Source organism: Bacillus sp. L75, assembly GCF_003676355.1.
Taxonomy (GTDB): Bacteria; Bacillota; Bacilli; order Bacillales; family Bacillaceae; genus Bacillus; species Bacillus velezensis.
The window spans coordinates 36,556-59,715 of record NZ_ML064907.1 but is presented as its reverse complement, the minus strand read 5'-3'; the positions used below and the strand labels follow the sequence as shown (position 1 = coordinate 59,715).

The following is a 23,160-nucleotide window of genomic DNA, read 5'->3' as shown; positions in this document are numbered from 1 at the left end:
GAAGCCGCCTCCGGCTGGCTTCTTCTATAAACCTAAACGCTCAAAGATCAAGTCGACGTTTTTCAAATGATAATTGTAGTCAAAGCAATCGGCAATCTGTTCCGGTGTGAGACGGGACGTGATTTTTTCCTCCGCTTCGACAAGCTGGCGGAACGGCACTTGTTTTTCCCACGCTTCCATCGCTTTCGGCTGAACCGTGTCATATGCTTCTTCACGAGGCAGACCCGTGTCGATTAAAGCGAGCAGCACGCGCTGAGAGTAGATTAAACCGAGTGTGCGGTCCATGTTGCGTTTCATATTTTCCGGGAATACCGTTAAGTTTTTGACGATATTGCTGAATCGGTTCAGCATGTAATTCAGCGCGATTGTCGCGTCAGGAAGAATGATGCGCTCAGCTGATGAATGAGAAATATCACGCTCATGCCATAACGGTACATTTTCGTATGCCGTCAGCATGTACCCGCGGATCACGCGCGCCATGCCCGTCATATTTTCCGACCCGATCGGATTCCGTTTATGAGGCATAGCCGATGAACCTTTTTGTCCTTTTGCAAAAAACTCTTCCACTTCACGAGTTTCACTCTTTTGCAGACCGCGGATTTCCACTGCGAATTTTTCAATGCTCGTCGCGATCAAAGCCAGTGCCGCCATGTAATCCGCATGACGGTCGCGCTGTAATGTCTGAGTCGAAATCGGCGCCGCTTTCAGGCCGAGTTTTTCACAGACATACTGTTCTACGAACGGATCAATATTTGCATATGTGCCGACCGCGCCGGAAAGCTTCCCGACTTCGATCCCTTCTTTTGCCTGCTTGAAACGTTCAAGGTTGCGTTTCATTTCTTCGTGCCAAAGCGCGAGTTTCAGGCCGAATGTCGTCGGTTCCGCGTGTACGCCGTGCGTGCGGCCCATCATGACCGTGTATTTATGTTCTTTCGCTTTTTCTTTTATAATGTCAACAAATCTCTCAATGTCCTTGAGCAAGATCTCATTCGCCTGTTTTAATAGATAGGAAAGAGCGGTATCCACGACATCTGTTGACGTCAGGCCGTAGTGAACCCATTTTCTTTCTTCGCCTAATGATTCTGAAACCGCGCGGGTGAATGCAACGACGTCATGGCGCGTATCCTGCTCGATTTCCAAAATGCGGTTGATGTCGAAAGACGCGTTTTCGCGCATGACTTTGACGTCTTCTTTCGGAATGACGCCAAGCTCAGCCCAGGCTTCACAGGCTAAAATCTCGACTTCCAGCCATGCCTGGTATCTGTTTTCGTCCGTCCAGATCGCGGACATTTCAGGTCTTGAATAACGTTCGATCATTATGCTCGTCCTCCGTCTCTTTTCATCCATATGTTCGTGATGTCCTGAATCCATGTTTCATCAGGCTTCCGTAAAAATGTCATATGCCCCATTTTGCGGCCTTTTTTAATCTCATGTTTTCCGTACAGGTACAGTTTGGCTTCCTTTAAAAGCTCCATATGCTCCTCCGCAAGCTTCACTTCATCACCGAGCAGATTCACCATCATTCCCGGTTTGAGAAGATCGGTTCTGCCGAGAGGAAGTCCGCAGACCGCTCTGATGTGCTGTTCGAATTGGCTCGTTTCACAAAGGTCGAGCGTATAATGCCCGGAGTTGTGAGGACGCGGCGCCAGTTCATTAATCAAAAGGTCTCCGTCTTCCGTGACGAACATTTCCACCGCAAGCGGCCCGACAAGTTCCAATTTCTCCGCGAGCTGAACGGCAAGCGCCTCTGCCCGCTTTTGAACCGTTTCCTCCGCTCTCGCGGGTACGATGCTTTGGAACAGAATATTATTTTTGTGGATATTTTCAGCAGCCGGAAAGGTTGAAATCTCACCGTGCACCGATCTCGTCACGATAACGGAAAGCTCCATCCGGAACGATACCCAGCTTTCAAGTATGCACGTGCCGTTTTCTAACAGCACAGCCGCTTCATCTGTCTGTCCTTCTTCCTTAATGACAAATTGGCCTTTGCCGTCATATCCGCCGCGGCATGTTTTCAGCACCGCCGGGAGCCCCAGTGCCTGAACGGCTTCCTCAAGCTCCCGTCCGCTGTTTACGATCCGATAAGGCGCGACTTGACAGCCTGCTGACTGGATCGCCTTTTTTTCCGTTTCCCTGTTTTGGGTGATGAGCAGCAGCTCGCTTCCCTGGGGAAGATATGCATGTTCTTTGAGCCAGTTGAGCGCCTCGTAATCGATATTTTCAAATTCATAGGTAATGATGTCACTGACTCCGGCCAATTTTTGAATCGCTTCACGGTCATTGTACTGGGCGGTAATCTCAATATCGGCGATCTGTCCGCAAGGCGAGTCTTTCACGGGATCGACGACAGCGACTTTATAGCCCATTTGTTTTGCGGCGACAGCCATCATTTTTCCGAGCTGTCCGCCTCCGATAATGCCGATGACGGCGCCGGGGTAAATCGTTTTTTTATCAGACAAGCTGATCACTGCTTTCCAGCACCGTTTGTTTTGTCGCATTTCTTCTCGCCTCTAGTTTATCCGCAATGTCATCGTCAAATGCCGACAAAATTTGCGCGGCTAACAGACCCGCGTTCACTGCGCCCGCTTTCCCGATCGCCGTCGTCGCGACCGGCACGCCGCCGGGCATCTGTACGATAGACAGAAGAGAATCAAGCCCGTTAAGCGATTTTGTCTGAACCGGTACGCCGATCACCGGCAGCGTCGTTTTGGCCGCCGTCATTCCCGGCAGATGCGCCGCTCCTCCGGCTCCGGCAATAATGACTTTTAAGCCCCTGTCTCTGGCGCTTTCTGCATATTCAAACATCAAATCAGGCGTCCGGTGCGCGGATACCACCTGTTTTTCATAAGGAATGTGAAGTTCGTCAAGTATGTCGCATGCATGTTTCATTGTCTCCCAATCGGAAGTGCTTCCCATGATGATTCCTGCTAGCGGCTGCATTCTGTTCCCACCTTCTCATGCTTTGTTTTTCAGAAAAAAAAGCCCGGCTTATATTGCAACTATGAGGAAGCAATACAAACCGGGCATGGCGCGCGTATCGTCAGTCGTTCGCTTCTGCGATATCCATGTCAGCTGTTTATCACTTTCCTGCATAGTCCGGCCGTTTACGGCAGCCGGGTAGAAACTTATGGGCCATATTCCCAAGATTATATGAGGTCGTGTTTTGATTTCATGTTTATCTTAACAACGGACTTGGATAATGTCAACGACATTATCGAACGATATAAAAATTCTTTCTTTTAATGTTCGTGTTTAGATCAATTTCCCTTCAAATACGATTTTTTTCCCGCAAGGAACGACTTGAATTGATCCATTTTCTTTCTTTTCTGTAAAGATCGGCTCTTCCATCCGCCGGACGGGCATATAACCCTCTTCCTTCATTAAAGTGAGAATGGTGTCAATCGTTTCATCTTCCGTTACTTCAAACCGTTTCTTTTTTGGCTTTGTCATTCCTTAATTCTCCTCTTCTTCACTGCTTTCACCCAGAATCCGCCGTGGATCGTTTTCGGCTCAAAGGCGATGATAAACGCTTTTTCATCAAGCGTTTTAATCGTATCATAAAGCTGAAGCTCATATTTGCGCGGCGTCAGAATCTGCATGGCGGTCCGGTCTCCTTCAAGTCCGCCCGCAACCCAGCTTGTAACCCCGTATCCTTTTTCCCGGAGCTGTTTCGGCAGGTCCAGATCGAGCTCCTTCGTAATGACGTTGACTGTAATATAGCCGAGCGCCAGTTTTTCCTCAATTTTCATTCCCACTATAACACCGATGCCGTAGCCGAGCGCATAGGCAATGACGTTTTGAATTTGATTCAGATTGCCGAGCACAAGACTCAGGCCGGTCACATACACAAGGATTTCAATCGTACTGATGCCTGCGGCGAAATAGCGCTGTCCCTTTAATGTCAGAATCATCCTGATCGTAAAGAAAGAGACATATATAATGTTAATGATGAGAATAATGAGAACCATACCTATACTGTTGGATAAAATCGTCTGCATCACTGATTCCCCTCCTCTGATACTTTGAAAAGCATCAATCCTTCAATTAAGGATAGTTTACCCTCTTTTCATCATTTTCAAAAGAAAAAAAAGCCCGCCCCGCAAGGCAGACTTTCAAGCTCTTATCAGTGAAGCTCGGCTTTTTTCAATCGTTTGACGGCTTCATATTCCTTCTCAAGTTCACTCAGCGTGTACCCGGACAGTTCCTGAACATGGTCTTGATAAAACCCTGAGCGGATCAGTTTTGTCCTCAGGTGCTGTTTTTTCCGATTAATGGCTTCTCGCAACAACGGGGCCATCTTCATCATCCCTTTCCGAATCATAAAGAGTAGTGCCGCTTTCGAATTGCTGTTGCTCTCATCATATCTCGGCCGGGTCCTCAAAACAACACGCTTTATTAGAAAAATTTGTAAACATTGTGAAAGACAAATTTCGACTTATAAAGGGATCAGCGAAGCAGTAAAGTACTCTGAAATAAGCGGCCATGTCACAGCCGTAAAAATGAGCATGATGATAACCGCCGCGGAAATACAGTACATCACGTCAGCCGCAGGCTTTTCAGCCGATTTGTATAGAATCTGCACAAACTGCACCATCGCCGAGGCGGCCAGAAACAAGGTCAGCGCCGTAAACACCACGGTGATGACCGGCAGATTCAATACCGCGAAAATCATCCACACGATAGAGCTGGCGACAGCCGGAACCAAAAGCGATCCGACCCCCGCGGCCGCATCCCGCATCGTGATTTTCTGTTTCATCATATAGCGAGATACAAGCCAGACCGCGCCCGCCGCAGCGGCAAAAAAGACGAGCGTATACACGAGAACGACGGTAAAGCCGTCAAAAAACGTATGATGCCGCTCCCCGTATCCGAGAGGCCTTTGCTGGCTTGCCCTCAGCTGAAACCAATTTCCGATTGAGAAAAAGATACTGAATACAAGCATTGAAATAAGAGCATATTTAAAGCGGGAAAAGCCGTCTTCCCCAACGACCTTCACCGGTGATGTCAAAATGCGCAGCGCGAAACGGCAATAACGTTTGACCGCGGCCCATGCAGAAGCGAGTTTTTCCGTAAAAGCCGGAGCCGGGCGCCGTTCCTTTTCTTTTTTCTTTTGCTTTTGATAACGTCCCGCATTTCTGGACATTCTCGACAGCGGTTCTTCATCAGTTCCCTGATGCTGTTTTTCTTCTTCCAACGTTTCTTTTCTTTCTTCCGTCATGTCAGCAACTCCTATCAAAAAAATACGGCGGAATTTGTTAAACAAGAAAATAAAACACTTATATAAGGTACCGAAGCGTCCTCAAACAGTCAAGCGGTTTTCTTCACCCGGACACCCACATGACGTTTTATAGTATGTATTGGTTTTACGGAATAGGACAAAAACAAAAAACCGGCTTAACTCAGCCGGTTTTTCCGTTATTTCAAGAAGATGAAATACAGGATAAAGATGACGAACAGCCCGTACATAATCGGGTGAACGCTTTTTCCTTTTCCTTTGCAGATCATTGTAATCGGGTAGAATATAAAACCGATCGCAATCCCCGTCGCAATGCTGTACGTCAGCGGCATCATAATCATCGTTAAGAATGCCGGCACAGCCACCTCGAATTTATCCCAGGCGATCTTACCGAGCGGCGCCACCATCAGCGCGCCGACAATAATTAAAGCCGGAGCCGTCACATTCGTGGTGACAACTGACAGAAGCGGCGAGAAAAACATCGCCAGCAAAAAGAGAATGCCCGTCACAACAGCCGCGAAGCCGGAGCGCGCCCCCGCCGCAACGCCTGAGCTGGATTCAACATAAGAAGTCGTTGTAGACGTACCGAGTACGGCTCCGATAACGATTGATGTTGAATCCGCCAGAAGCGCTCTTCCCGCACGCGGAAGTTTGTTTTCCTTCATCAGCCCGGCCTGTGTCGCTACAGCCACCAGCGTTCCGGCCGTATCGAAAAACCCGACGAACAAGAAAGTTAAAATGACAATCAGCATTTGGACGGAGAAGATATCCGGAAGATGCATCCACGCCTGTCCGAAAGTCGGCGCAAGACTCGGCACGCTGCCGACAATGTGCGTCGGAACCGGAATCAGTCCGCAGACCATGCCGGCAACCGCCGTCAGAAGCATTCCGATAAATACGCCGCCGTTTACGCGAAGCACCATCAGAATGACCGTCACAATAACACCGAAAACCGTCAGCAGTACAGGGCCGCTGTGAATATTGCCGATAGACACCAAAGTCGATGAGTTTGCTTCAATAATGCCCGAACCCTGCAAACCGACAAATGTGATAAACAAACCGATACCCGCGCCGACCGCTAATTTCAGCTCAGGCGGAATCGCATTAATGATTTTTTCCCGCAATCCCGTCAGCGAAAGCGCCACGAAGATAATTCCGGAAATCAAGACGCCGGAAAGCGCAGCCTGCCATGAAATCCCCATGCCGAGGACGACAGAGAAAGCAAAAAACGCATTTAATCCCATACCCGGCGCAATCGCGATCGGATACTTTGCAATGAGCCCCATTAAAATACAGCCGGCCGCAGACGCCAAGGCTGTAGCGGTGAACACCGCGCCCTGATCAATTTTTAATGCTTCGGGAAATCCTTTCACACCGTTTAAAGACAATGTCAGCGGATTGACGAACAGAATGTACGCCATTGACAAAAAGGTCGTTAAACCGCCGATGATTTCATTACGATAGCTTGTCCCCAGCTCATCAAACTGAAAAAATTGCTTCAAGCCAATTGCCTCCTTCATTCTCTCCCATTTATTCTGCCCGTTATCCGCCAAATAAAAAACGCCCCAAATACATTTGGGACGCTTGACTACATACGTTCAGTCTGAATAAATAAGAATGGATTATTTATATCAAACGATTGAGATTGATCCGTAGTCAAGCCATTTACGGTAGCTTGGTAGAAACTTGCGGGCCATATCCCCGCCATTATACGATATCTGCATATTTGATTTCTGAGTCTATTGTATCAATTCAATTTTGAAAACTCAATAAAAAAACGAACAATCCCGTTGAAAAAAATTGGTTTATTCGTTAATTGACCAAAAATGGAAGACGGCAAAAGCCGCCTTCCTGACATCATTTTCCATCCGCAGGCCGGACCGGCACCGCGAATGTGATTCCGCTGTCATCCGCCAGCAAGTTCATAACCGTTTGATTGACGTACAAAGCATATGAATCGAATGAAAAATCGCGCAACGAATAGTCTTTATCGGATGAATCATCTAATTCAAAAACGGATTCCATTTCACCCGTTTTAAGGTTCGTGACTTTCGCCTTATTCCCTTTCAGATAATAGCCTTTTTCATACTCATTAAGCGATGGCCAGGTTTTCATTTTTTTCGTATTGCCGAGACCGATTGACTCACCGACATTGATCAGCTGATCTTCATCCGCCTTGCTGTAATTAATTCCTGTGAATTGATAATCGACGATCACCCGTCTGCCTTGCTGTTTGATCTTTTTGACGGTAATGCCGACATGATGATGTTTCGTTTCATAACTGACAGGCAGTTTTGTTTTCAGAGGCACGATTTCTCCAGGCTCTGATTCTGTTTTTATATCGCCCGTTATGAAAAGTGTTTTCGCTTTCGGGTCTATCGGTTTGCTGAATTGAGTTTGGCCGCGTATTCTTTTCCCGCCGCCGGGAAGATTCTTTCTGCCGCCAAGTTCAATATTCGACGCCGTCATTTCATAATGGTTTCCGGCATCATCCGTTGCCTCGTCAATCGAGATGGCATCATTTTTGGCTGCATCAGAGAAGTCGATAGAATACAGGAGAGCCGATCCCATCGTTCCGTTTTCCGCCCGGATATCGAAAAAGCGGTATAATCCGTGATTTACATTCACAGCTTTCGTTCCTTCAAGAGAAACGGACTTTTGTTTTTTGATCGGAAGTGTAAAGCGCCAGTTTCCGGGGATATCCTTGATTTGTGTAATGACAAGCGGAAGCTTATCACCGTCTTTCAGCTTTGAGCCGTCCGTGAACAGGCGAAGCTGCCCCGCGTACCGCCCGTCTTTCATTTTTTTCATATCACTGCTGTCATAATCCTCTGCTAACATATTCCGTGGATCTTTATAATCAACTTGAAAAGAGATGCTCTCCTCATCTGATTTCAAATTGTCAACGGTAAAATTGTAAACGAGCTGTCCGCTGTCGTAATACACACTTTTCACTGTCACCGTAATCCCGCGTGATTCCGCTTTCTCATTCAGTTTTGTCACCAAATTGCTTTTAAACAGCGCAGAACCTGCCTTATCCTGAAACAGACTGTAAATTTGTCCGGCAACAGGAATGTTTCCCATAGCCGTGTTAACGGAGGGCATGAATAAGCCTGAGGACAAATACAGAATAAACAAAGCAGCAGCAACCGCGAGTCCGTTTATCACTTTTCGTCCCCATCTCCGTCTGACGGCGCCTTCTTTTCCGGCACGGACAACAGCGCTGGATATCACGTTTTTCAACTCAGCTTTCGGCACGTCAATGTCCTGATACAATTGCTTCATTTGATGCTTTTCCATATATGTTTATCCTCCTTTTCCAGCTCCTGCTTCAATGCTTTTCTCGCCCTGTGGAGATGCGTTTTTACAGTGCCTTCCGCCATACCGGTCTGTTCAGCGATCATAGCAATCGAGAAATCTTGAAAATAATAAAGCTGAATGGTCAGCTGTATATGTTCGTCAAGCGTTTCCAAGGCATTCCGAAGATCTATGTATTCTTCAATGTTCTTATTCTCCGCGCGTGTATCATGTTGCGGCTCAAACGGGATGACGTCTCCGTGCTTTTTCCTCATCGCAAAAATCGTATGAAGCAAAATCCGGATCAGCCACGTTTTAAAATATTTCGGCTCCTTCAGCTGCGCGATATGAAGAAAAGCCTTGTAAGCCGTTTCCTGAACAGCGTCCAGTGTATCTTCCTTGTGATGCAAATAGAGATAAGCTGTTTTATATAAAGTCTCCTGATGAGCTGTGATCAGTTTTTCAAAGGCTGCGGCATCACCTTTTTTCGCCTTTTTGATCAATCGTTCTTCCTTCACCTTATCCACCTCCTATGCTGTTAGATATGAATCAGGGCAAAGCGGTTTCAAAAAGATGAAAAAAAACGCCTCTTTTTTAAAAGAGACGTTTTTTTATCTTCATTTATTCCCACTCAATGCTTTCTAAACATTATAAGAATTAATTTATTGAATATCAAGCCTTTTGGGGTTTGTAGTTCCTTGATTTAGAAGTTACCATTAAAAATATTGCTCCCCCGTGTTCTGAATATTATGGGAGGGGGTAAATACTGTGATTTAGTGTTTTAGTTGACCTTATAATAAAAAAAGCGCACTAAATCGAATTGAAAGGTGCAAAAACATGATTACAAATCAACAATTAGTCATAAACAATTTGGAAGAAAAATTAAAATCATTTACCCATACAGTTAGCGGAGAGCTTACAAAGGAAGAAGATTTCATCATAGCAAATACAAAAATCCCCACTGATACATTCAATGTAATATTACCGAAATCTCCAAATATCAAAAATACAGTTAAGATCAGACATGGAATCGATAATTTTTCATATAAAAAATATCCCTTTAGTATATGGATTGATGCTCAGTATTTAACTGAGGATTGGACAAAACTTATACAAGAATATGATCTAAAAGAAGCGGAACGTAATGTAATGATGAAACTTGAAAATACTCTTAATGTTGGGCAAAGAATTTCCCATCAGCTTATGATTACTGCTGTGAAAAATGATGAAGAACTTTTAAAATATATAGACATATTCACGAGCTTATTTGAGGGTACACCAGAAAAAGATGCACTAGAAAGTTATTTTAATACGTTTTCACAAGTAAAATTAGGTTCAGAAGTTCAGATGTTTATTGGATGCATAGATGAAATGCCTGTAACTACCGGTTTATTAATAGAAACCAAAGATAGCTATGGTATTTATGATGTGATGACAAAAGAAACATTTAGAGGTAAAGGAATTGGCAGTGAAATGTTTCAATTTCTTCTAAATCAAACAAAGGATAAACAAAAACCAGTTGTATTACAGGCTTCAGAGGATGGAAAAAATATCTATAAGCGATTTGGATTTATAGATGTCGGAGAAATGGTTGTATTTGAATAGAGGGTTTCTTTAATTTGCTTAATTTGAACAAACTTTATTCTAAAACAACATTAATTATTATCCCATTGTGGAATACTTTTTCTTTAAAATTCACGATTCAATTAATAATATTGGATCAATTGTTGCTATAAAAGAAAAAAGAGCTTAGAACCCTTATAAACCAAGGATTCTAAGCTTCTTTTGACTATTCCCACTCAATCGTTGCAGGCGGCTTGCTCGTAATGTCATACACGACGCGGTTGATGTGTTTCACTTCGTTGACGATCCGTGTCGAAATCACTTCAAGCACATCCCAAGGGATACGCGCCCAGTCAGATGTCATGCCGTCAATTGATGTTACGGCACGGATACCGATTGTGTAATCATACGTTCTCGCATCTCCCATGACGCCGACGCTGCGGATGTCAGGAAGAACCGTGAAGTACTGCCAGATGTCGCGCTCAAGGCCGTGATTCGCCACTTCTTCACGCAGAATCGCGTCTGATTCACGAACGATTTCAAGTTTTTCTTCCGTTACTTCGCCGAGTACGCGGATGCCAAGTCCAGGGCCCGGGAACGGCTGACGCCATACGATATCATCCGGAAGGCCGAGCTCTGTGCCAAGCGCGCGCACTTCGTCTTTGAAAAGGGTGTTCAGCGGCTCGATCAGTTCAAACTGCATATCTTCAGGAAGTCCGCCGACATTGTGATGCGATTTGATCGTTTGCGCCGTTGCAGTACCGCTCTCGATAATATCCGTGTAAAGCGTTCCTTGCGCTAGATAATCGATGCCTTTAAGCTTGTCCGCTTCATCATCAAATACGTAAATGAATTCGTTGCCGATGATTTTGCGTTTTTGCTCAGGATCAGAAACACCTTTCAGCTTGTTTAAGAATCTGTCTTTCGCATCAACTTTAATGACATTCATATTAAAGCCTTCGCTGAACGTTTTCATGACGCCTTCCGCTTCGCCTTTACGAAGCAGGCCGTGATCGACGAAAATACAAGTCAGCTGGTCGCCGATCGCTTTATGAATTAAAGCAGCCACAACAGAGGAATCAACACCGCCGCTTAGCGCGCAAAGAACCTGCTTGTCTCCGACTGTTTCACGGATTTTTTGCATTTCGATTTCGATAAAGTTTTCCATTGACCATTTGCCTTCACAATCGCAAACGCCGAATACAAAGTTTTTCAGAAGATCATTGCCGTATTCAGAGTGGCGCACTTCCGGGTGGAACTGAACGCCGTACCAATTCTTGTCCGCTTTGCTCATCGCTGAATTCGGACAGTGATGGCTTGTTGCGTCAACAGTGAAGCCTTCTGGAACTTCTACAACCAAATCGCCGTGGCTCATCCAGACAACTTGTTCTTCCGGAAGATCTTTGAACAAGTCAGGAGTTCCTTGAATCTGAATGTTGGCTTTTCCGTATTCGCGCTGGCTTGCCGCCTCGACTTTTCCTCCGAGATAATGAGTCATCAGCTGCATGCCGTAGCAGATGCCTAATACAGGAATATCTAGTTCAAAGATTTTTTCGTCACAGCGGAAAGATCCTTCATCATATACACTGTTCGGTCCGCCTGAAAGGATAATTCCTTTTGGATTCATTTCTTTGATTTCCTCAGCTGTCAACGTATGGGGGTGCAGCTCGCTATATACGCCAAATTCACGGATCCGGCGGGTAATCAGCTGGTTATACTGACTGCCGAAATCAAGAACAAGAATCATTTCATTCACTAACTTCGTCATGGTTGTCACCTAATCTCCTCTAAGTTTTTGACACAGAAAAAACGGAGGACAAACGTTCAGCCCTCTGTCGCGCAAGACTTGTCCGGAAGCCCGGCTTTTTAACGCTCCCGGGCTCCCATTTAACATTCATTTATTCTAACAACAGGACGATATGCGGTCAAGACTATCTTGTTTTAATTATATTTTCCCACAACTGTCCCGATTCATTCCAAAGCTCCGCTGCATTATCCCTGCGGTATAAGGCCCGCTCATAGAGCAGCGTCAGCTCGGACATGTCGTTTGTATGGTACGCCTCGTCAATCCTCGCGGCAAAATCGCGCAGTGTTTCTCCGTCTCCCCTGCTGAATCCTTTTCGTTTCAGCTGGCGGAGCAGCGCGGCATATGCGTCGAAAAAGACGTCTTCATCCGTACGCCGCTTCAATCTGGCTGCTGTAACGTGCGGAATCCAGCGCGCCCGGAGCACCCAGGCGAGTGCCGCCGCGGCTGAAATCACGATGACGATGGCTGCATACGGCCATAGCTGTGCCGCGGTTTTGTTGTGGATCACAGGCTGCGGTGCCGCGCTGTGATCCCGCTTTTTCGGCTTTTCCTCTTTTTCCGGCTTTGTTTCCTGACGCTGCTTGTCAGACGGTTCATCCGAATTTCCCGCTGAGCCTCCGCTGTCTTTTGCCGCCGTATGATTTTGCTCTGACGTAAACTCCGTCGGATTGGTGAAGCCTTTTGTCGGCTCAAACGTCACCCAGCCCTGATCGGGAAAATACACTTCTACCCACGAATGGGCGTTGTTGTTTGTGACTTCATAAATGTGGCCGTTATGGTCGCCTGCCCCTTTATATTCGCCGGATGTATAGCCCTTCACCCAACGGGCGGGGATTCCCGCAGAGCGGAGCAGCACGGCCATTGCCGATGAAAAGTTATCACAATATCCTCTTTTCGTTTCAAACAGAAATTGATCGACATAATCCTGATTGTGCTCCGGAACCGCGACATCCTGTGTATTATACGAAAATGCGGAAGATCCGAGATAATCCTCGATCGCCTTCGCTTTATCGAACATATTATGGTGATCCCGCGTCAGTCTGTCCGCAAGCTGTCTCACTCTTTTCGGAAGGCTGTCGGGGACCTGTAAATACCGGTCATTGAATTGATTCTGCTCACGGTATCGTTTCACTTTCACTTTTCTGAGATCATTCAGCTTAAAGACGGGCGCCTGAAAAGTCACCGTGTACCGTCCCATATTGCGGATGTTGCCCACTTGTTCACTGACCGGCGTAATTTGCTCGGTGTTTCCGTTCATTTCAAGCTGAATCGAGTGCTTCGGTTTAATATTGGAGACGCCGATCGGATACATGACGTGATTATAGAGATAATTTTCATCAATGGACACCTGTGCCGTATACCGTCTCGTCTGCACACTCCGGTCAAACCATATATCTTCCACGTTGCCGCCGTTCAGTTTATAGGACATGCCCTGATCGGTCTCCACCCAGCCTTTCCCCGTGTATGTATCCTTCGTTTCCACCCGGAAGTACGCCCGTTCTTTTCCCTTCCATGTAAAAACCGGCGTATCATCCTGCTGAAAAGGGCCGCCCAATGTTTCATCATGATTGCCGTAGCCGATTTTGCTTTCGGCGGCGGGCACTTCCTTGTGGTTTGTTATTTTTTTAAGAAACGGCACGGGGTCCGGCCAGTTCGGGTCTGATTTCGGAGCCGCCAGCCCGAACACGACGGAAGCGCAGATAAACAGCATCAGCGGCAGAAACCATTTGAGTATCAATCTTTTTTTAAACGCTATGTGTTCCGTAAGCCGGATGCGCTCCATATACAAAAGCCCCATCATCAAAAAGCCGATAAAGACGATCCGGATGACGGCGTACGCGGCATCATAAGGAGTAAACGTATCAAGCACGGTGATATACGCCACCGTCATGATAAAAAAGAATAATATTTTCCGCTGATAGATCACCCAGTAATGCAGCAAATACACGAGCAGCCATAAAAGCACAAAAAACAGCAATGTGCGGAATGACGGATTCATGTCATTCCATCTTCCGGACCCGATGTGGCGGGCATTTTGCATCACGTCCCGCAAAAAAGAAACGAGCCATTCCGGCTGAAAAACCGAACCTTTATAAAACAGGATGTGAATACTGATCAACGTAAACAGAATGCAGGACGGCACGGTGACGTACCACCTCATCCGGAAGAATGACAGCAGAAATGCCAAACCGATAAAAACGATGAAAAAACCGGTATGTTTTGTATCTGTAAAATTGTGCAGCGGCCTGAGCCATTCCCATAACAATAAAAAAGCGAGAAAATAAAACAGCAGCAGACTCAGCCTGCTTCCCTGGTTCTCGTCATGCGGCATGGCGCGCCACCTCTCTTTCTAAACAACATGGGACACCCGTTTGTCCCTGATCATTTGCACCTTAATATTTTTTTGAGCGAAGATGAGAGCGAGTTTCCGTTCTTTCTCTGAAAGCGCGGCATTCGTTTCTTTCGCCAAAAACACCGTCATGTCAGCACGGCCGGGCTCAGCCTGTTTGAGAAGGTCTTCTGTAAGACTGCCCGTCACGACGGCAATGGAAGCTTTGCGGACGCGCGGATCCGCCAGCTCTTTTCCTAAACGCCCGCCTGCATCAGCTTCTTCCGATTCTGAAGCTGATGCCAGGTAACGCAGCATCTTTCTGAAATGCCGGTCTCCCTCCCGGACGGGAAATACGGTCCGGTCGCTCCCCAATGAAATAAATCCTGCGGGAGAGCCCTTCACAAGCGCCGTGTAAAGCAGGGATGCCGAAGCTGATACCGCGGCTTCAAACGATGGGGACGGCCTGCAGTCCAAAAGGAGAGTCATATTCACACTCTGCAGCGGGTCAAATTCCTTCGTCATCAGCTCATTTCGCCGCGCTGATGTTTTCCAGTCAAGTGCGGAAAACCGGTCGCCCGGCTGATAATTTCTGACGCTCGCAGCCATTGCGGAGCGGTGTACCTGAAACGGAGCGCCGGCAGCCGCACCCTCTTCTCCGGATGCGGCCTGCGGCTTATAGTGAACAGACCCGTACGCCGGGAAAACCAGAACCGTATCCGTAACGGAAAACGACGCCGTCTTGTCCAAAAGCCCGAGAACATCTCCCGTCCGCACTCTTATCGTATGTAAATGATGCTCTCCGCGCGGCACCTGCGGCAGCTCATATTGTAACGTCAGCTTCCTTTGAAACCACGGGAACACGAGCTGTTTCGCACTGCGCCTCTCGCCAAGCGTTTCCGGCATCACATCTTCAATGACCATATATGTCAGCGGAAACGGCAGGCGCCTCGTCAGCCTGATGGTGACAGACAGCCTGTCGCCTGAGGTTAACTGGGCGGAGGACACGTCACGCGTCACCTGAAACGCCCGCAGCGGGTACACAGCGACCAGCCCGGCGTAAACGGTAAACGGCAAAAACGCATAAAATAAAAACCAGCTCACAAATCCGCCCTGAAACATGGCATAAGAAAAGACAGCCGCCGTCAGTAAGGCCAACATAAGCAGCTTCCAGCCATATAGAAGCCAATGCATCTTCTTTCTCATTAGCGGACCGACATCCTTTGAACGGGCACTTTTTCCGTTTGCATGATGTCTTCTATAACCGCTTCCGGGGTCACATCGTTAAATTTCGCCTCGGCGGTCAAGATCATTCTGTGCGGCAGCGTATACGGAGCCAAATACTGGACGTCATCAGGAATGACGTAATCGCGGTCATGAAGCAGCGCGTACGCCTGCGCGGCTTTCATTAATGAGATTGAACCGCGCGGACTTACGCCCAGATGTACGGACGGATGCCGGCGGGTATGCTGAGTAATGCCGACGATATACGCTTTAATTCCATCATCCACCCGCACCTGCTCCAATTTTTGCTGAAGGCTGATAAACTGTTCTTTAGAAATGACGGGCTCGATTGTTTCAAGCGGATTGCGCCCTTCCTGCAAAGACAGAACTTGAAGCTCTTCCTCGGCAGTCGGATAGCCCATGCGCAGCTTAAATAAAAACCGGTCAAGCTGGGCTTCGGGAAGCGGATACGTTCCTTCATATTCAACCGGGTTTTGTGTGGCCATGACGAAAAACGGCTCAGCCAGCCGCATTGTCTTTCCGTCAATCGTGACATTCCCTTCCTCCATTGCCTCAAGCAGGGAAGACTGCGTTTTCGGAGAGGTTCTGTTAATTTCATCAGCCAGCACGATATTCCCCATGATCGGTCCAGGGCGGTATTCAAATTCCATCGTTTTCGTATTATAAATAGAGACACCCGTCACATCTGACGGCAGAAGATCCGGCGTGAACTGAATCCTCTTAAAGTCAGCTCCGATCAGCTTGGCCAAAGCGCGGACCATCATCGTTTTTCCGACTCCCGGCACGTCTTCCAGCAGCACATGCCCTTTTGCGAGAATGGCGGCCAGACTGAGTATGGCGATATCCCGTTTTCCTATGATGATGTTTTCAATATGCTCAACGGCTTTCTCCAGCAGCGGATGCAGCTCTTCTTTATAAGCCATTCTTCTCCTCCTAGTCATCTCTCAAATTTCAATTATCGTAACCTAACTTTACCACAAAATATAAACAGTATAAAAAAACGTTTCCAGCGAATTGTTTCCAGTCTGAAAAAGGAAAAAGCTCCCTTTAGAAAGGAAGCTTTATTTCAGCTGGAGAGGCTCCATATGAACGTGTGAATGGTCAATGGCATGTTCATCTTTCATCTTGCGTTCTACCTCATTTGCGATCTCATGACTCTCTTTAATGTTCAGATCTGACGGCACTTCAATGACGACATCAATATGAACGGAGCTGCCCAGATATCTCGCTTTAATATCTTTTAAACGGCTGACGCCCGCAATCTGTTCAATCGTCTTTTTATAATCAGAAATATGTTTGACATCAAAACCGTCAGTCAGCGAATGAGAGGATTCCTTAAAAATATCCCACGCGGTTTTGCAGATGATCAACCCGATGATAAACGCGGTAACCGTATCCACCCAAGCCAAATGGAACTGTGAAGCAAAAATTCCGATAAACGTGCCGATACTGACGAGCGCATCTGATTTATTATCAGCGGCCGCAGCTGAAAGCGCCTGGCTGTTTACCTTTTTCGCAAGCCCTTTCGTATAGCGGTAGACCATCAGCATCACGACGGCGCTCCCCGCGGCCGTCCAGGCGGCTATCATATCCGGTGTTTCCTCTTTAACGGAAAAAATAGATTGCGCGGCGCTGAACAGCACTTGCATTCCGACAAGCATCATAATAATGGAAGCAATGAGTGACGCGACGGTCTCCGCCCGAAAATGGCCGTAAGGATGATCTTCGTCAGGAGGTTTCTGAGAGATGCGCAAACCGATGAAAACAGCCGCAGATGCCACGATATCAGTCGCATTATTTAAACCGTCGGCCTGAAGCGCTTCTGAGTGAAACAAATAACCGATCACAAGCTTCACAGCCGACAATGCCGCATATGCGCCAATACTGACAATCGCTCCGGTTTCGCCTTTTTTCAATTCATGATATCTCTCCACTGAAAATCCTCCTTCCCGTTCAATTTTTCCTTCATTATCATACAAAGCGAGGACACAGTGGGTCTATAGAAACATGATTCACTTTCCACAGAAAAATAGTAAGCATAGAACATTTATGCGCTCAGGAAACTTATTTTCATTCACAAAACCCCTCTCATCCCAATCGTATCAAGGATTCTCGCCAACCCATGTTCATGGAATTATTTTCAAAAGCATTAAAACACAGAAATAACAGAAAATTATTTCTTTTCCTTCCGGCACTTTCTGCTGTACGGACGAGAAAAAATGTCATATTTTCTTACATCATTTTCAACTGCCTGTGGCATTTATGATAGAATAATACTTGTCTGAATATTCAGCATAAACAAACCAAAAGGAGGCAAAGAATGAATCAGCCTAACTCTTTATCAAAGGGATTAAAAACCCGGCATATGACTATGATTTCAATTGCCGGCGTGATCGGCGCCGGATTATTTGTCGGAAGCGGATCAGTCATTCATTCCACTGGACCCGGAGCGATTGTCTCCTACGCTTTAGCAGGATTATTAGTGATTTTTATTATGAGAATGCTGGGGGAAATGTCCTCCGTCAACCCGACAAGCGGTTCGTTTTCACAGTACGCGCATGACGCCATCGGTCCTTGGGCCGGTTTTACGATCGGATGGCTGTATTGGTTTTTCTGGGTCATCGTCATTGCCATTGAAGCCATTGCAGGCGCCGGAATCATACAGTACTGGTTCCCGGGCATTCCGTTATGGCTGACGAGTCTGCTTCTGACCGTGCTGTTAACACTGACGAATATTTATTCAGTTAAATCGTTCGGCGAATTTGAATACTGGCTTTCCTTAGTGAAGGTAGCGACGATCGTTGTCTTCTTAATCGCGGGATTTGCGTTCATTTTCGGAATCGTCCCCGGCAGCAAACCGGTCGGGCTGGAAAATCTGGCGGGCAGCGGCGGATTTTTCCCTAAAGGTCCAAGTTCCGTTCTGCTCGGCATCGTCGTTGTCATTTTTTCTTTCATGGGATCTGAAATCGTCGCAATCGCAGCGGGAGAAACGTCAAATCCGGTCGAATCCGTCACAAAGGCGACCCGCTCAGTCGTTTGGCGGATCATTATTTTTTACGTCGGTTCCATTGCGGTTGTGGTCACACTGCTGCCGTGGGATTCAGCCAATATTTTGGAAAGCCCCTTCGTTGCCGTTTTGAGCCATATCGGGGTTCCCGCTGCCGCTCAAATCATGAATTTTATCGTCCTGACAGCCGTTCTGTCCTGCCTGAACTCCGGGCTTTATACGACGTCACGGATGCTGTATTCACTGGCGGAGCGAAATGAAGCGCCGCGGCGTTTTATGAAACTGAGCAAAAGAGGCGTACCGGTTCAAGCCATTATCGCCGGCACCTTTTTCTCCTATATTGCCGTTGTTATGAACTACTTTTCTCCCGACTCCGTATTTTTGTTCCTGGTCAATTCATCAGGGGCGATCGCACTGCTCGTCTATCTCGTCATCGCCGTCTCACATCTGAGAATGAGAAAGAAAATCGAACGGACAAACCCTGAATCTCTTAAAATCAAAATGTGGTTTTATCCGTACTTAACCTACCTGACGATCATCGCCATTTGCGCCATCTTGTTATCTATGCTGTTTATCAGTTCAATGCGGTCTGAATTTCTGCTGACAGGATTTATTACTCTGCTGGTACTTGCCTCATATGTATTCCGCAAAAAACAAAAACCGAAAGAGAGCGCTTCCGAAAGCCGGATTGCGCAATAACCGCAAACACCCCCCTCAAAAAAGGGCGGGTGTTTTTTTAACCAACCTGTTCAAGGCAGCATTAACTGTAGTACAGGATTTCAATAAATGATAAGGACAGGATGAAAAATGGCACTAGAAAAATTTGCAGATGAACTGCCGATTATCGAAACACTCCAGCCGCAGAAGAAATCAGACGGCAGCACGTATTATGAAGTCACGATGAAGGAATGCTTTCACAAGCTGCACCGCGATCTCCCGCCGACCCGGCTGTGGGGGTATAACGGTTTATTTCCCGGCCCGACGATCGACGTGAACCAAGATGAAAACGTCTATATTAAATGGATGAATGACCTTCCGGATAAGCATTTTCTGCCAGTGGATCATACCATTCACCATTCAGAAAGCGGCCATCAGGAACCCGATGTCAAAACCGTCGTCCATTTACACGGAGGAGCAACGCCGCCGGACAGCGACGGCTACCCGGAAGCATGGTTCACAAAGGATTTTAAGGAAACGGGTCCTTATTTTGAGAGAGAGGTATACCATTATCCAAACAAACAGCGCGGGGCTCTGTTATGGTATCATGATCACGCCATGGCGATTACGAGGCTCAATGTGTACGCCGGGCTTGCCGGGATGTATATCATTCGCGAGCGAAAAGAAAAGCAGCTGAAGCTTCCCTCCGGAGAGTATGACGTACCGCTTATGATTTTGGACCGCACATTAAATGACGACGGTTCCTTGTCTTATCCGAGCGGACCTGCTAACCCTTCCGAAACGCTGCCCGACCCTTCCATCGTCCCGTTTTTTTGCGGAAATACCATTCTCGTCAATGGTAAAGCGTGGCCGTATATGGAAGTTGAACCGCGGACATATCGTTTCCGCATCCTTAATGCCTCCAATACGAGAACATTTTCTCTCTCGCTCAATAACGGCGGGAAGTTTATCCAAATCGGTTCTGACGGCGGGTTGCTTCCCCGCTCTGTCAAAACACAATCTATCAGCTTAGCCCCGGCAGAGCGGTATGATGTGCTCATCGATTTCTCCGCCTTTGACGGAGAACATATCATTTTAACGAACGGCACCGGCTGCGGGGGCGACGCCGATCCGGATACAGACGCCAATGTGATGCAATTCCGCGTCACAAAACCGCTGAAGGGAGCAGACACAAGCCGGAAGCCTAAATATCTTTCAACAATGCCTAATGTGACATCAAAGAGAATACACAATATCAGGACGCTTAAACTCACAAATACGCAAGACAAATACGGCCGGCCCGTTTTGACGCTGAATAACAAGCGATGGCATGATCCTGTGACAGAAGCGCCGAAGCTCGGCACAACGGAAATCTGGTCGATTATCAATCCGATGGGGGGAACACATCCGATACACCTGCACCTTGTTTCCTTCCAAATCCTTGACCGGCGCCCTTTTGACTTAGAGCGTTATAACAAATTCGGCGACATTGTGTATACAGGCCCCGCCGTCCCGCCTCCTCCAAGTGAGAAAGGCTGGAAAGATACCGTGCAGGCGCACTCGGGAGAGGTCATCAGAATCGCGGCGACCTTCGCTCCTTACAGCGGACGCTACGTATGGCACTGTCATATTTTAGAACATGAAGATTACGACATGATGAGACCGATGGACGTCACGGATAAGCAGTAAACAAATATCACCCCTTTTAGAGAAGGGGATTTTTTATTTATCCAAAAAGAAAAAATAAGAAGACACTTATTTGCATATACTGTAATAACAGGAAGACGATGCACCCTCATTGGAAATCTGGATAAAAAAAGGAATTAGGAGATTAGGGAAAAGTATGAGACAATGAAGGAGTGCACGAAAATTCATAAGGGAAGAAGTGACTTTATGTCTTACTACAACAAACGTAATCAGGAACCGCTGCCTAAAGAAGATGTCAGTACGTGGGAATGCACAAAAGAGGACTGTATCGGCTGGAGCAGAAAGAATTTTGCCGGCAGTGATACCCCGACTTGCCCCCTTTGCGGCAGTAAAATGATCGACGGCGTCCGTTCGTTGGTAAATCTCCAAAACAATAATCAAACGGCATCAAGTTAGACCTCCCTTTTACGAGTCTCAACATAGAGAAGGCCTCCATGTCTCATGAGAGGCCTTTGCGTTATCATTTCCTTTTATGATGCAAAGGAGCAATGAACATGAAAAACGATCGGCAGCAGAAAGATCTGAAGGAAATGGCAAAACGGCGGAAAATGAACCTTGCCGCACAGTCATTCATCGAAACGCTTCATTTTGCCGTTCCGATTCTCCGTTTTTTCAAATGGCTCGCCTCAGCCGCAGCCAGCTTTGTTCATTAAAAAACACCCAGCGGGCGCTGAGTGTTTTTTTCATGATTGGATGACGGAAAAACTGTTGATAATGCCGTTGTCATTTTCCCAGACTTTTTCGCATTTTTTCGTATCCAAATGATAAGCATAAATGGTCCGGACCTTCGCATTCCGCCCCGTTTCATCCTTCAGACGCTTAGCGCCTTTTGCTTCCGCCATGAAATAAATGATGCTGCCGTCTTTAGAAAACTGAGGCTGGGCATCAATCAGCGGAGCGAAGTCCTTCCCGTTTGAGATAATCGTTTCATCTTTTTTCGTTTTGACATTCATCAGACGGATGGACGCTTTTTGTTCCGTCCCTTTTTGGGTATAAGATGTAAAGACAAGGTTCTTTCCGTCCGGTGACACCGCCACGTCGCTGATAAACTGTTCAAGGTTTGTCAGATCCTGAAGGTGTTCGCCCGCTCCTGCTGCAAACCGGATATTCGTCGGTTCAGGGTCAATCCCCTTCTCATTTGCCTCATCCGTTTTTTGATAATCCTCTTTTACGGAATAATGCAGAAGCGCAAAATCGTTTTGGCTGCGGTTATAAAAGAAGCTGCTCACACTGTCGTCTTTCTCATCGGCGGCGGGATACAGATTTTCATAACGTTTCGTTTTCAAATCAAAAGATGCGAGACGGAAAATATCTTCATCCGCTTTTCCGAGACGGAAATAAATGTGCGTCAGATCCTTTGATAAAAACAGACTGTCAGCGCTTGCCGTTCCTTTATAAAGCACCGTCTTCTTTTTCGTCTTCAGATCAAGCTTATAGAGACGCATCTCATTTTGGTCATTATTCCCGACAAAATAGAGCACCTGATGGGCGTCATCCAGCGCAAACGCCGGATATGCCGAAAGCTTTTCCTCGTACAGCACGCGGCCGTCCTCGTAATATTTCGTCATCAGATCTTTGTCTGTAATGGAAACAAGCAGCTTGTCATGGCCGCCGGAGACAACGGCTTTCCCGCCGCCGTCGCTTTTTCCTTTAATCAGTAAAACGGACGCGATGACCGCCGCCGCCAAAACGGCAGCCAGCAACATCCAGATCCATCGTTTCTTCTTCATTATCAATCTCTCCGTCAATCAGAAAAAGCAAGAATCAGTGTCCTTGCTTTTTAAGATGGTCTATTTTAATAGCTGTAGTGTCCGGATACTCTTCCTTTGCTTAATGGATATCCGAGCGCTTTGAACGCTTTCGGGCTGACATCCAATACGGCATTCGGCAGACGGCCTACATCATTTTTGTATACGGTGATAACCTTTTTCGGTTTTGCTTTCGCATAAGCTCTGATTTTCGTTCCGTTTCTCGGAACGTCAAATCCTAATTTTGTCGCGCAATCCCAGTGCCCCAGTTTTTTACCGGAAGATCCTTTTTTACCGACTCCATTATACCATGTAATATTTCCGTTCACTTTTTTAGCACTTGCATCAGAAGAGTAACTGATCGCTCCCAGCGTGCTTCCTGCTAAAATCAATAAGGCTAAGAATAACTTCTTCAAGCTTTCGTCCTCCTGATTCTTTATTCTAGGCAAAATTATACACCAAGAAGACGATTATAATATTTCAATCACTTTACATGTTCATTACAACGTGATGAGACATGCACATAACGACGGCACAATTTCCCGTTCTATATAATTCCATGGT

22 protein-coding genes and 2 riboswitches are annotated in these 23,160 nt (G+C 46.7%); of the genes, 5 read left to right on the top strand and 17 right to left on the bottom strand.

Translation table 11 applies throughout. From position 1 onward, the window contains the following. Positions 1-24 precede the first annotated feature (24 nt). The 10 genes from purB to D5S11_RS12920 form a co-directional block, all read right to left on the bottom strand. Complete coding sequence (gene purB / locus D5S11_RS12965; RefSeq protein WP_007408896.1) at positions 25-1,317, bottom strand: adenylosuccinate lyase; 1,293 nt, start codon at positions 1,315-1,317, stop codon at positions 25-27. Continuing rightward, complete coding sequence (gene purK, locus D5S11_RS12960; protein ID WP_108725134.1) at positions 1,317-2,498, bottom strand: 5-(carboxyamino)imidazole ribonucleotide synthase; 1,182 nt, start codon at positions 2,496-2,498, stop codon at positions 1,317-1,319. Before purK ends, purB begins: the two co-directional genes overlap by 1 nt. Further along, positions 2,452-2,940: a 5-(carboxyamino)imidazole ribonucleotide mutase gene (purE, locus tag D5S11_RS12955; protein WP_007609846.1), complete on the bottom strand. Its 489-nt coding sequence runs from the start codon at positions 2,938-2,940 to the stop codon at positions 2,452-2,454. The genes purK and purE overlap by 47 nt, the downstream gene beginning before the upstream one ends. 132 nt (positions 2,941-3,072) lie before the next feature. Next, positions 3,073-3,174, bottom strand: a riboswitch (purine riboswitch). A gap of 78 nt (positions 3,175-3,252) precedes the next feature. Beyond that, positions 3,253-3,450: an NETI motif-containing protein gene (locus tag D5S11_RS12950; protein ID WP_007609843.1), complete on the bottom strand. Its 198-nt coding sequence runs from the start codon at positions 3,448-3,450 to the stop codon at positions 3,253-3,255. Next, positions 3,447-4,001, bottom strand: a complete 555-nt coding sequence (locus tag D5S11_RS12945; RefSeq protein ID WP_025284369.1) for a DUF2179 domain-containing protein — start codon at positions 3,999-4,001, stop codon at positions 3,447-3,449. The genes D5S11_RS12950 and D5S11_RS12945 overlap by 4 nt, the downstream gene beginning before the upstream one ends. A gap of 122 nt (positions 4,002-4,123) precedes the next feature. After that, a complete protein-coding gene (locus D5S11_RS12940; RefSeq protein WP_003155777.1) occupies positions 4,124-4,297 on the bottom strand; it encodes a Fur-regulated basic protein FbpA in 174 nt (57 codons plus the stop codon). A 138-nt stretch (positions 4,298-4,435) separates the two neighbouring features. Then, on the bottom strand, positions 4,436-5,218 hold the full coding sequence (locus D5S11_RS12935; protein ID WP_106080377.1) for a DUF6574 domain-containing protein: 783 nt from the start codon (positions 5,216-5,218) through the stop codon (positions 4,436-4,438). A 197-nt stretch (positions 5,219-5,415) separates the two neighbouring features. Further along, on the bottom strand, positions 5,416-6,738 hold the full coding sequence (locus tag D5S11_RS12930; protein ID WP_007408891.1) for an NCS2 family permease: 1,323 nt from the start codon (positions 6,736-6,738) through the stop codon (positions 5,416-5,418). 131 nt (positions 6,739-6,869) lie between these two features. Next, positions 6,870-6,971, bottom strand: a riboswitch (purine riboswitch). A gap of 122 nt (positions 6,972-7,093) precedes the next feature. Next, complete coding sequence (locus tag D5S11_RS12925; RefSeq protein ID WP_108725135.1) at positions 7,094-8,536, bottom strand: DUF4179 domain-containing protein; 1,443 nt, start codon at positions 8,534-8,536, stop codon at positions 7,094-7,096. Continuing rightward, complete coding sequence (locus D5S11_RS12920; protein WP_007408889.1) at positions 8,518-9,051, bottom strand: sigma-70 family RNA polymerase sigma factor; 534 nt, start codon at positions 9,049-9,051, stop codon at positions 8,518-8,520. The genes D5S11_RS12925 and D5S11_RS12920 overlap by 19 nt, the downstream gene beginning before the upstream one ends. A gap of 319 nt (positions 9,052-9,370) precedes the next feature. On the opposite strand from D5S11_RS12920, the gene D5S11_RS12915 reads away from it, so the two are divergent. Further along, positions 9,371-10,138, top strand: a complete 768-nt coding sequence (locus D5S11_RS12915; RefSeq protein WP_108725136.1) for a GNAT family N-acetyltransferase — start codon at positions 9,371-9,373, stop codon at positions 10,136-10,138. A gap of 184 nt (positions 10,139-10,322) precedes the next feature. Here the strand turns inward: D5S11_RS12915 and guaA are convergent, their stop codons facing one another. From guaA to D5S11_RS12890, 5 genes are all read right to left on the bottom strand, one after another. Further along, positions 10,323-11,864, bottom strand: a complete 1,542-nt coding sequence (gene guaA / locus D5S11_RS12910) for a glutamine-hydrolyzing GMP synthase (RefSeq protein WP_007408887.1) — start codon at positions 11,862-11,864, stop codon at positions 10,323-10,325. A gap of 163 nt (positions 11,865-12,027) precedes the next feature. Continuing rightward, positions 12,028-14,235, bottom strand: a complete 2,208-nt coding sequence (locus D5S11_RS12905) for a DUF4129 domain-containing transglutaminase family protein (protein ID WP_108725137.1) — start codon at positions 14,233-14,235, stop codon at positions 12,028-12,030. 18 nt (positions 14,236-14,253) lie between these two features. Further along, positions 14,254-15,438, bottom strand: a complete 1,185-nt coding sequence (locus D5S11_RS12900) for a DUF58 domain-containing protein (RefSeq protein ID WP_043021621.1) — start codon at positions 15,436-15,438, stop codon at positions 14,254-14,256. Next, the gene (locus D5S11_RS12895; protein ID WP_007408884.1) at positions 15,438-16,400 is read right to left on the bottom strand and encodes an AAA family ATPase; all 963 of its coding nucleotides are present in this window, start codon (positions 16,398-16,400) and stop codon (positions 15,438-15,440) included. The genes D5S11_RS12900 and D5S11_RS12895 overlap by 1 nt, the downstream gene beginning before the upstream one ends. A 138-nt stretch (positions 16,401-16,538) precedes the next feature. Then, on the bottom strand, positions 16,539-17,411 hold the full coding sequence (locus D5S11_RS12890) for a cation diffusion facilitator family transporter (RefSeq protein ID WP_020955438.1): 873 nt from the start codon (positions 17,409-17,411) through the stop codon (positions 16,539-16,541). Between the two features lie 386 nt (positions 17,412-17,797). Here D5S11_RS12890 and gabP point away from each other — a divergent pair, with 386 nt between their 5' ends. The 4 genes from gabP to D5S11_RS19915 all read left to right on the top strand — a co-directional run bounded on the left by gabP (position 17,798) and on the right by D5S11_RS19915 (position 21,501). After that, complete coding sequence (gene gabP, locus D5S11_RS12885; RefSeq protein ID WP_007408881.1) at positions 17,798-19,183, top strand: GABA permease; 1,386 nt, start codon at positions 17,798-17,800, stop codon at positions 19,181-19,183. 108 nt (positions 19,184-19,291) lie between these two features. Continuing rightward, positions 19,292-20,830: an outer spore coat copper-dependent laccase CotA gene (gene cotA / locus D5S11_RS12880; RefSeq protein WP_015416957.1), complete on the top strand. Its 1,539-nt coding sequence runs from the start codon at positions 19,292-19,294 to the stop codon at positions 20,828-20,830. 204 nt (positions 20,831-21,034) lie between these two features. Further along, complete coding sequence (locus D5S11_RS12875) at positions 21,035-21,244, top strand: cold-shock protein (protein WP_007408879.1); 210 nt, start codon at positions 21,035-21,037, stop codon at positions 21,242-21,244. Positions 21,245-21,342: 98 nt separating this feature from the next. Beyond that, on the top strand, positions 21,343-21,501 hold the full coding sequence (locus D5S11_RS19915; protein WP_003155794.1) for a hypothetical protein: 159 nt from the start codon (positions 21,343-21,345) through the stop codon (positions 21,499-21,501). 30 nt (positions 21,502-21,531) lie between these two features. Here D5S11_RS19915 and D5S11_RS12870 read toward each other — a convergent pair whose 3' ends face one another. Together D5S11_RS12870 and D5S11_RS12865 are read right to left on the bottom strand one after the other, a co-directional pair. Further along, positions 21,532-22,578 carry a TolB family protein gene (locus tag D5S11_RS12870; protein WP_007408878.1) on the bottom strand — a complete coding sequence of 349 codons (1,047 nt, stop codon included), beginning with the start codon at positions 22,576-22,578 and terminating at the stop codon, positions 21,532-21,534. Positions 22,579-22,643: 65 nt separating this feature from the next. Next, positions 22,644-23,012, bottom strand: coding sequence for a cell wall metabolism protein WalM (locus tag D5S11_RS12865; RefSeq protein WP_007408877.1), 369 nt, complete (start codon positions 23,010-23,012; stop codon positions 22,644-22,646). Between the last annotated feature and the right edge of the window lie 148 nt (positions 23,013-23,160).

Bases quoted from the DNA above. Each gene is read 5' to 3' on its own strand.
- D5S11_RS12935 (WP_106080377.1), bottom strand. From the start codon at position 5,218: ATGACGGAAGAAAGAAAAGAAACGTTGGAAGAAGAAAAACAGCATCAG.
- cotA (WP_015416957.1), top strand. From the start codon at position 19,292: ATGGCACTAGAAAAATTTGCAGATGAACTGCCGATTATCGAAACACTC.
- D5S11_RS12915 (WP_108725136.1), top strand. From the start codon at position 9,371: ATGATTACAAATCAACAATTAGTCATAAACAATTTGGAAGAAAAATTA.
- gabP (WP_007408881.1), top strand. From the start codon at position 17,798: ATGAATCAGCCTAACTCTTTATCAAAGGGATTAAAAACCCGGCATATG.
- D5S11_RS12905 (WP_108725137.1), bottom strand. From the start codon at position 14,235: ATGCCGCATGACGAGAACCAGGGAAGCAGGCTGAGTCTGCTGCTGTTT.
- D5S11_RS12900 (WP_043021621.1), bottom strand. From the start codon at position 15,438: ATGAGAAAGAAGATGCATTGGCTTCTATATGGCTGGAAGCTGCTTATG.
- D5S11_RS12925 (WP_108725135.1), bottom strand. From the start codon at position 8,536: ATGGAAAAGCATCAAATGAAGCAATTGTATCAGGACATTGACGTGCCG.
- D5S11_RS12940 (WP_003155777.1), bottom strand. From the start codon at position 4,297: ATGGCCCCGTTGTTGCGAGAAGCCATTAATCGGAAAAAACAGCACCTG.
- D5S11_RS19915 (WP_003155794.1), top strand. From the start codon at position 21,343: ATGAAAAACGATCGGCAGCAGAAAGATCTGAAGGAAATGGCAAAACGG.
- purE (WP_007609846.1), bottom strand. From the start codon at position 2,940: ATGCAGCCGCTAGCAGGAATCATCATGGGAAGCACTTCCGATTGGGAG.
- purB (WP_007408896.1), bottom strand. From the start codon at position 1,317: ATGATCGAACGTTATTCAAGACCTGAAATGTCCGCGATCTGGACGGAC.
- purK (WP_108725134.1), bottom strand. From the start codon at position 2,498: ATGCGACAAAACAAACGGTGCTGGAAAGCAGTGATCAGCTTGTCTGAT.
- D5S11_RS12870 (WP_007408878.1), bottom strand. From the start codon at position 22,578: ATGAAGAAGAAACGATGGATCTGGATGTTGCTGGCTGCCGTTTTGGCG.
- D5S11_RS12875 (WP_007408879.1), top strand. From the start codon at position 21,035: ATGTCTTACTACAACAAACGTAATCAGGAACCGCTGCCTAAAGAAGAT.
- D5S11_RS12895 (WP_007408884.1), bottom strand. From the start codon at position 16,400: ATGGCTTATAAAGAAGAGCTGCATCCGCTGCTGGAGAAAGCCGTTGAG.
- D5S11_RS12950 (WP_007609843.1), bottom strand. From the start codon at position 3,450: ATGACAAAGCCAAAAAAGAAACGGTTTGAAGTAACGGAAGATGAAACG.
- guaA (WP_007408887.1), bottom strand. From the start codon at position 11,864: ATGACGAAGTTAGTGAATGAAATGATTCTTGTTCTTGATTTCGGCAGT.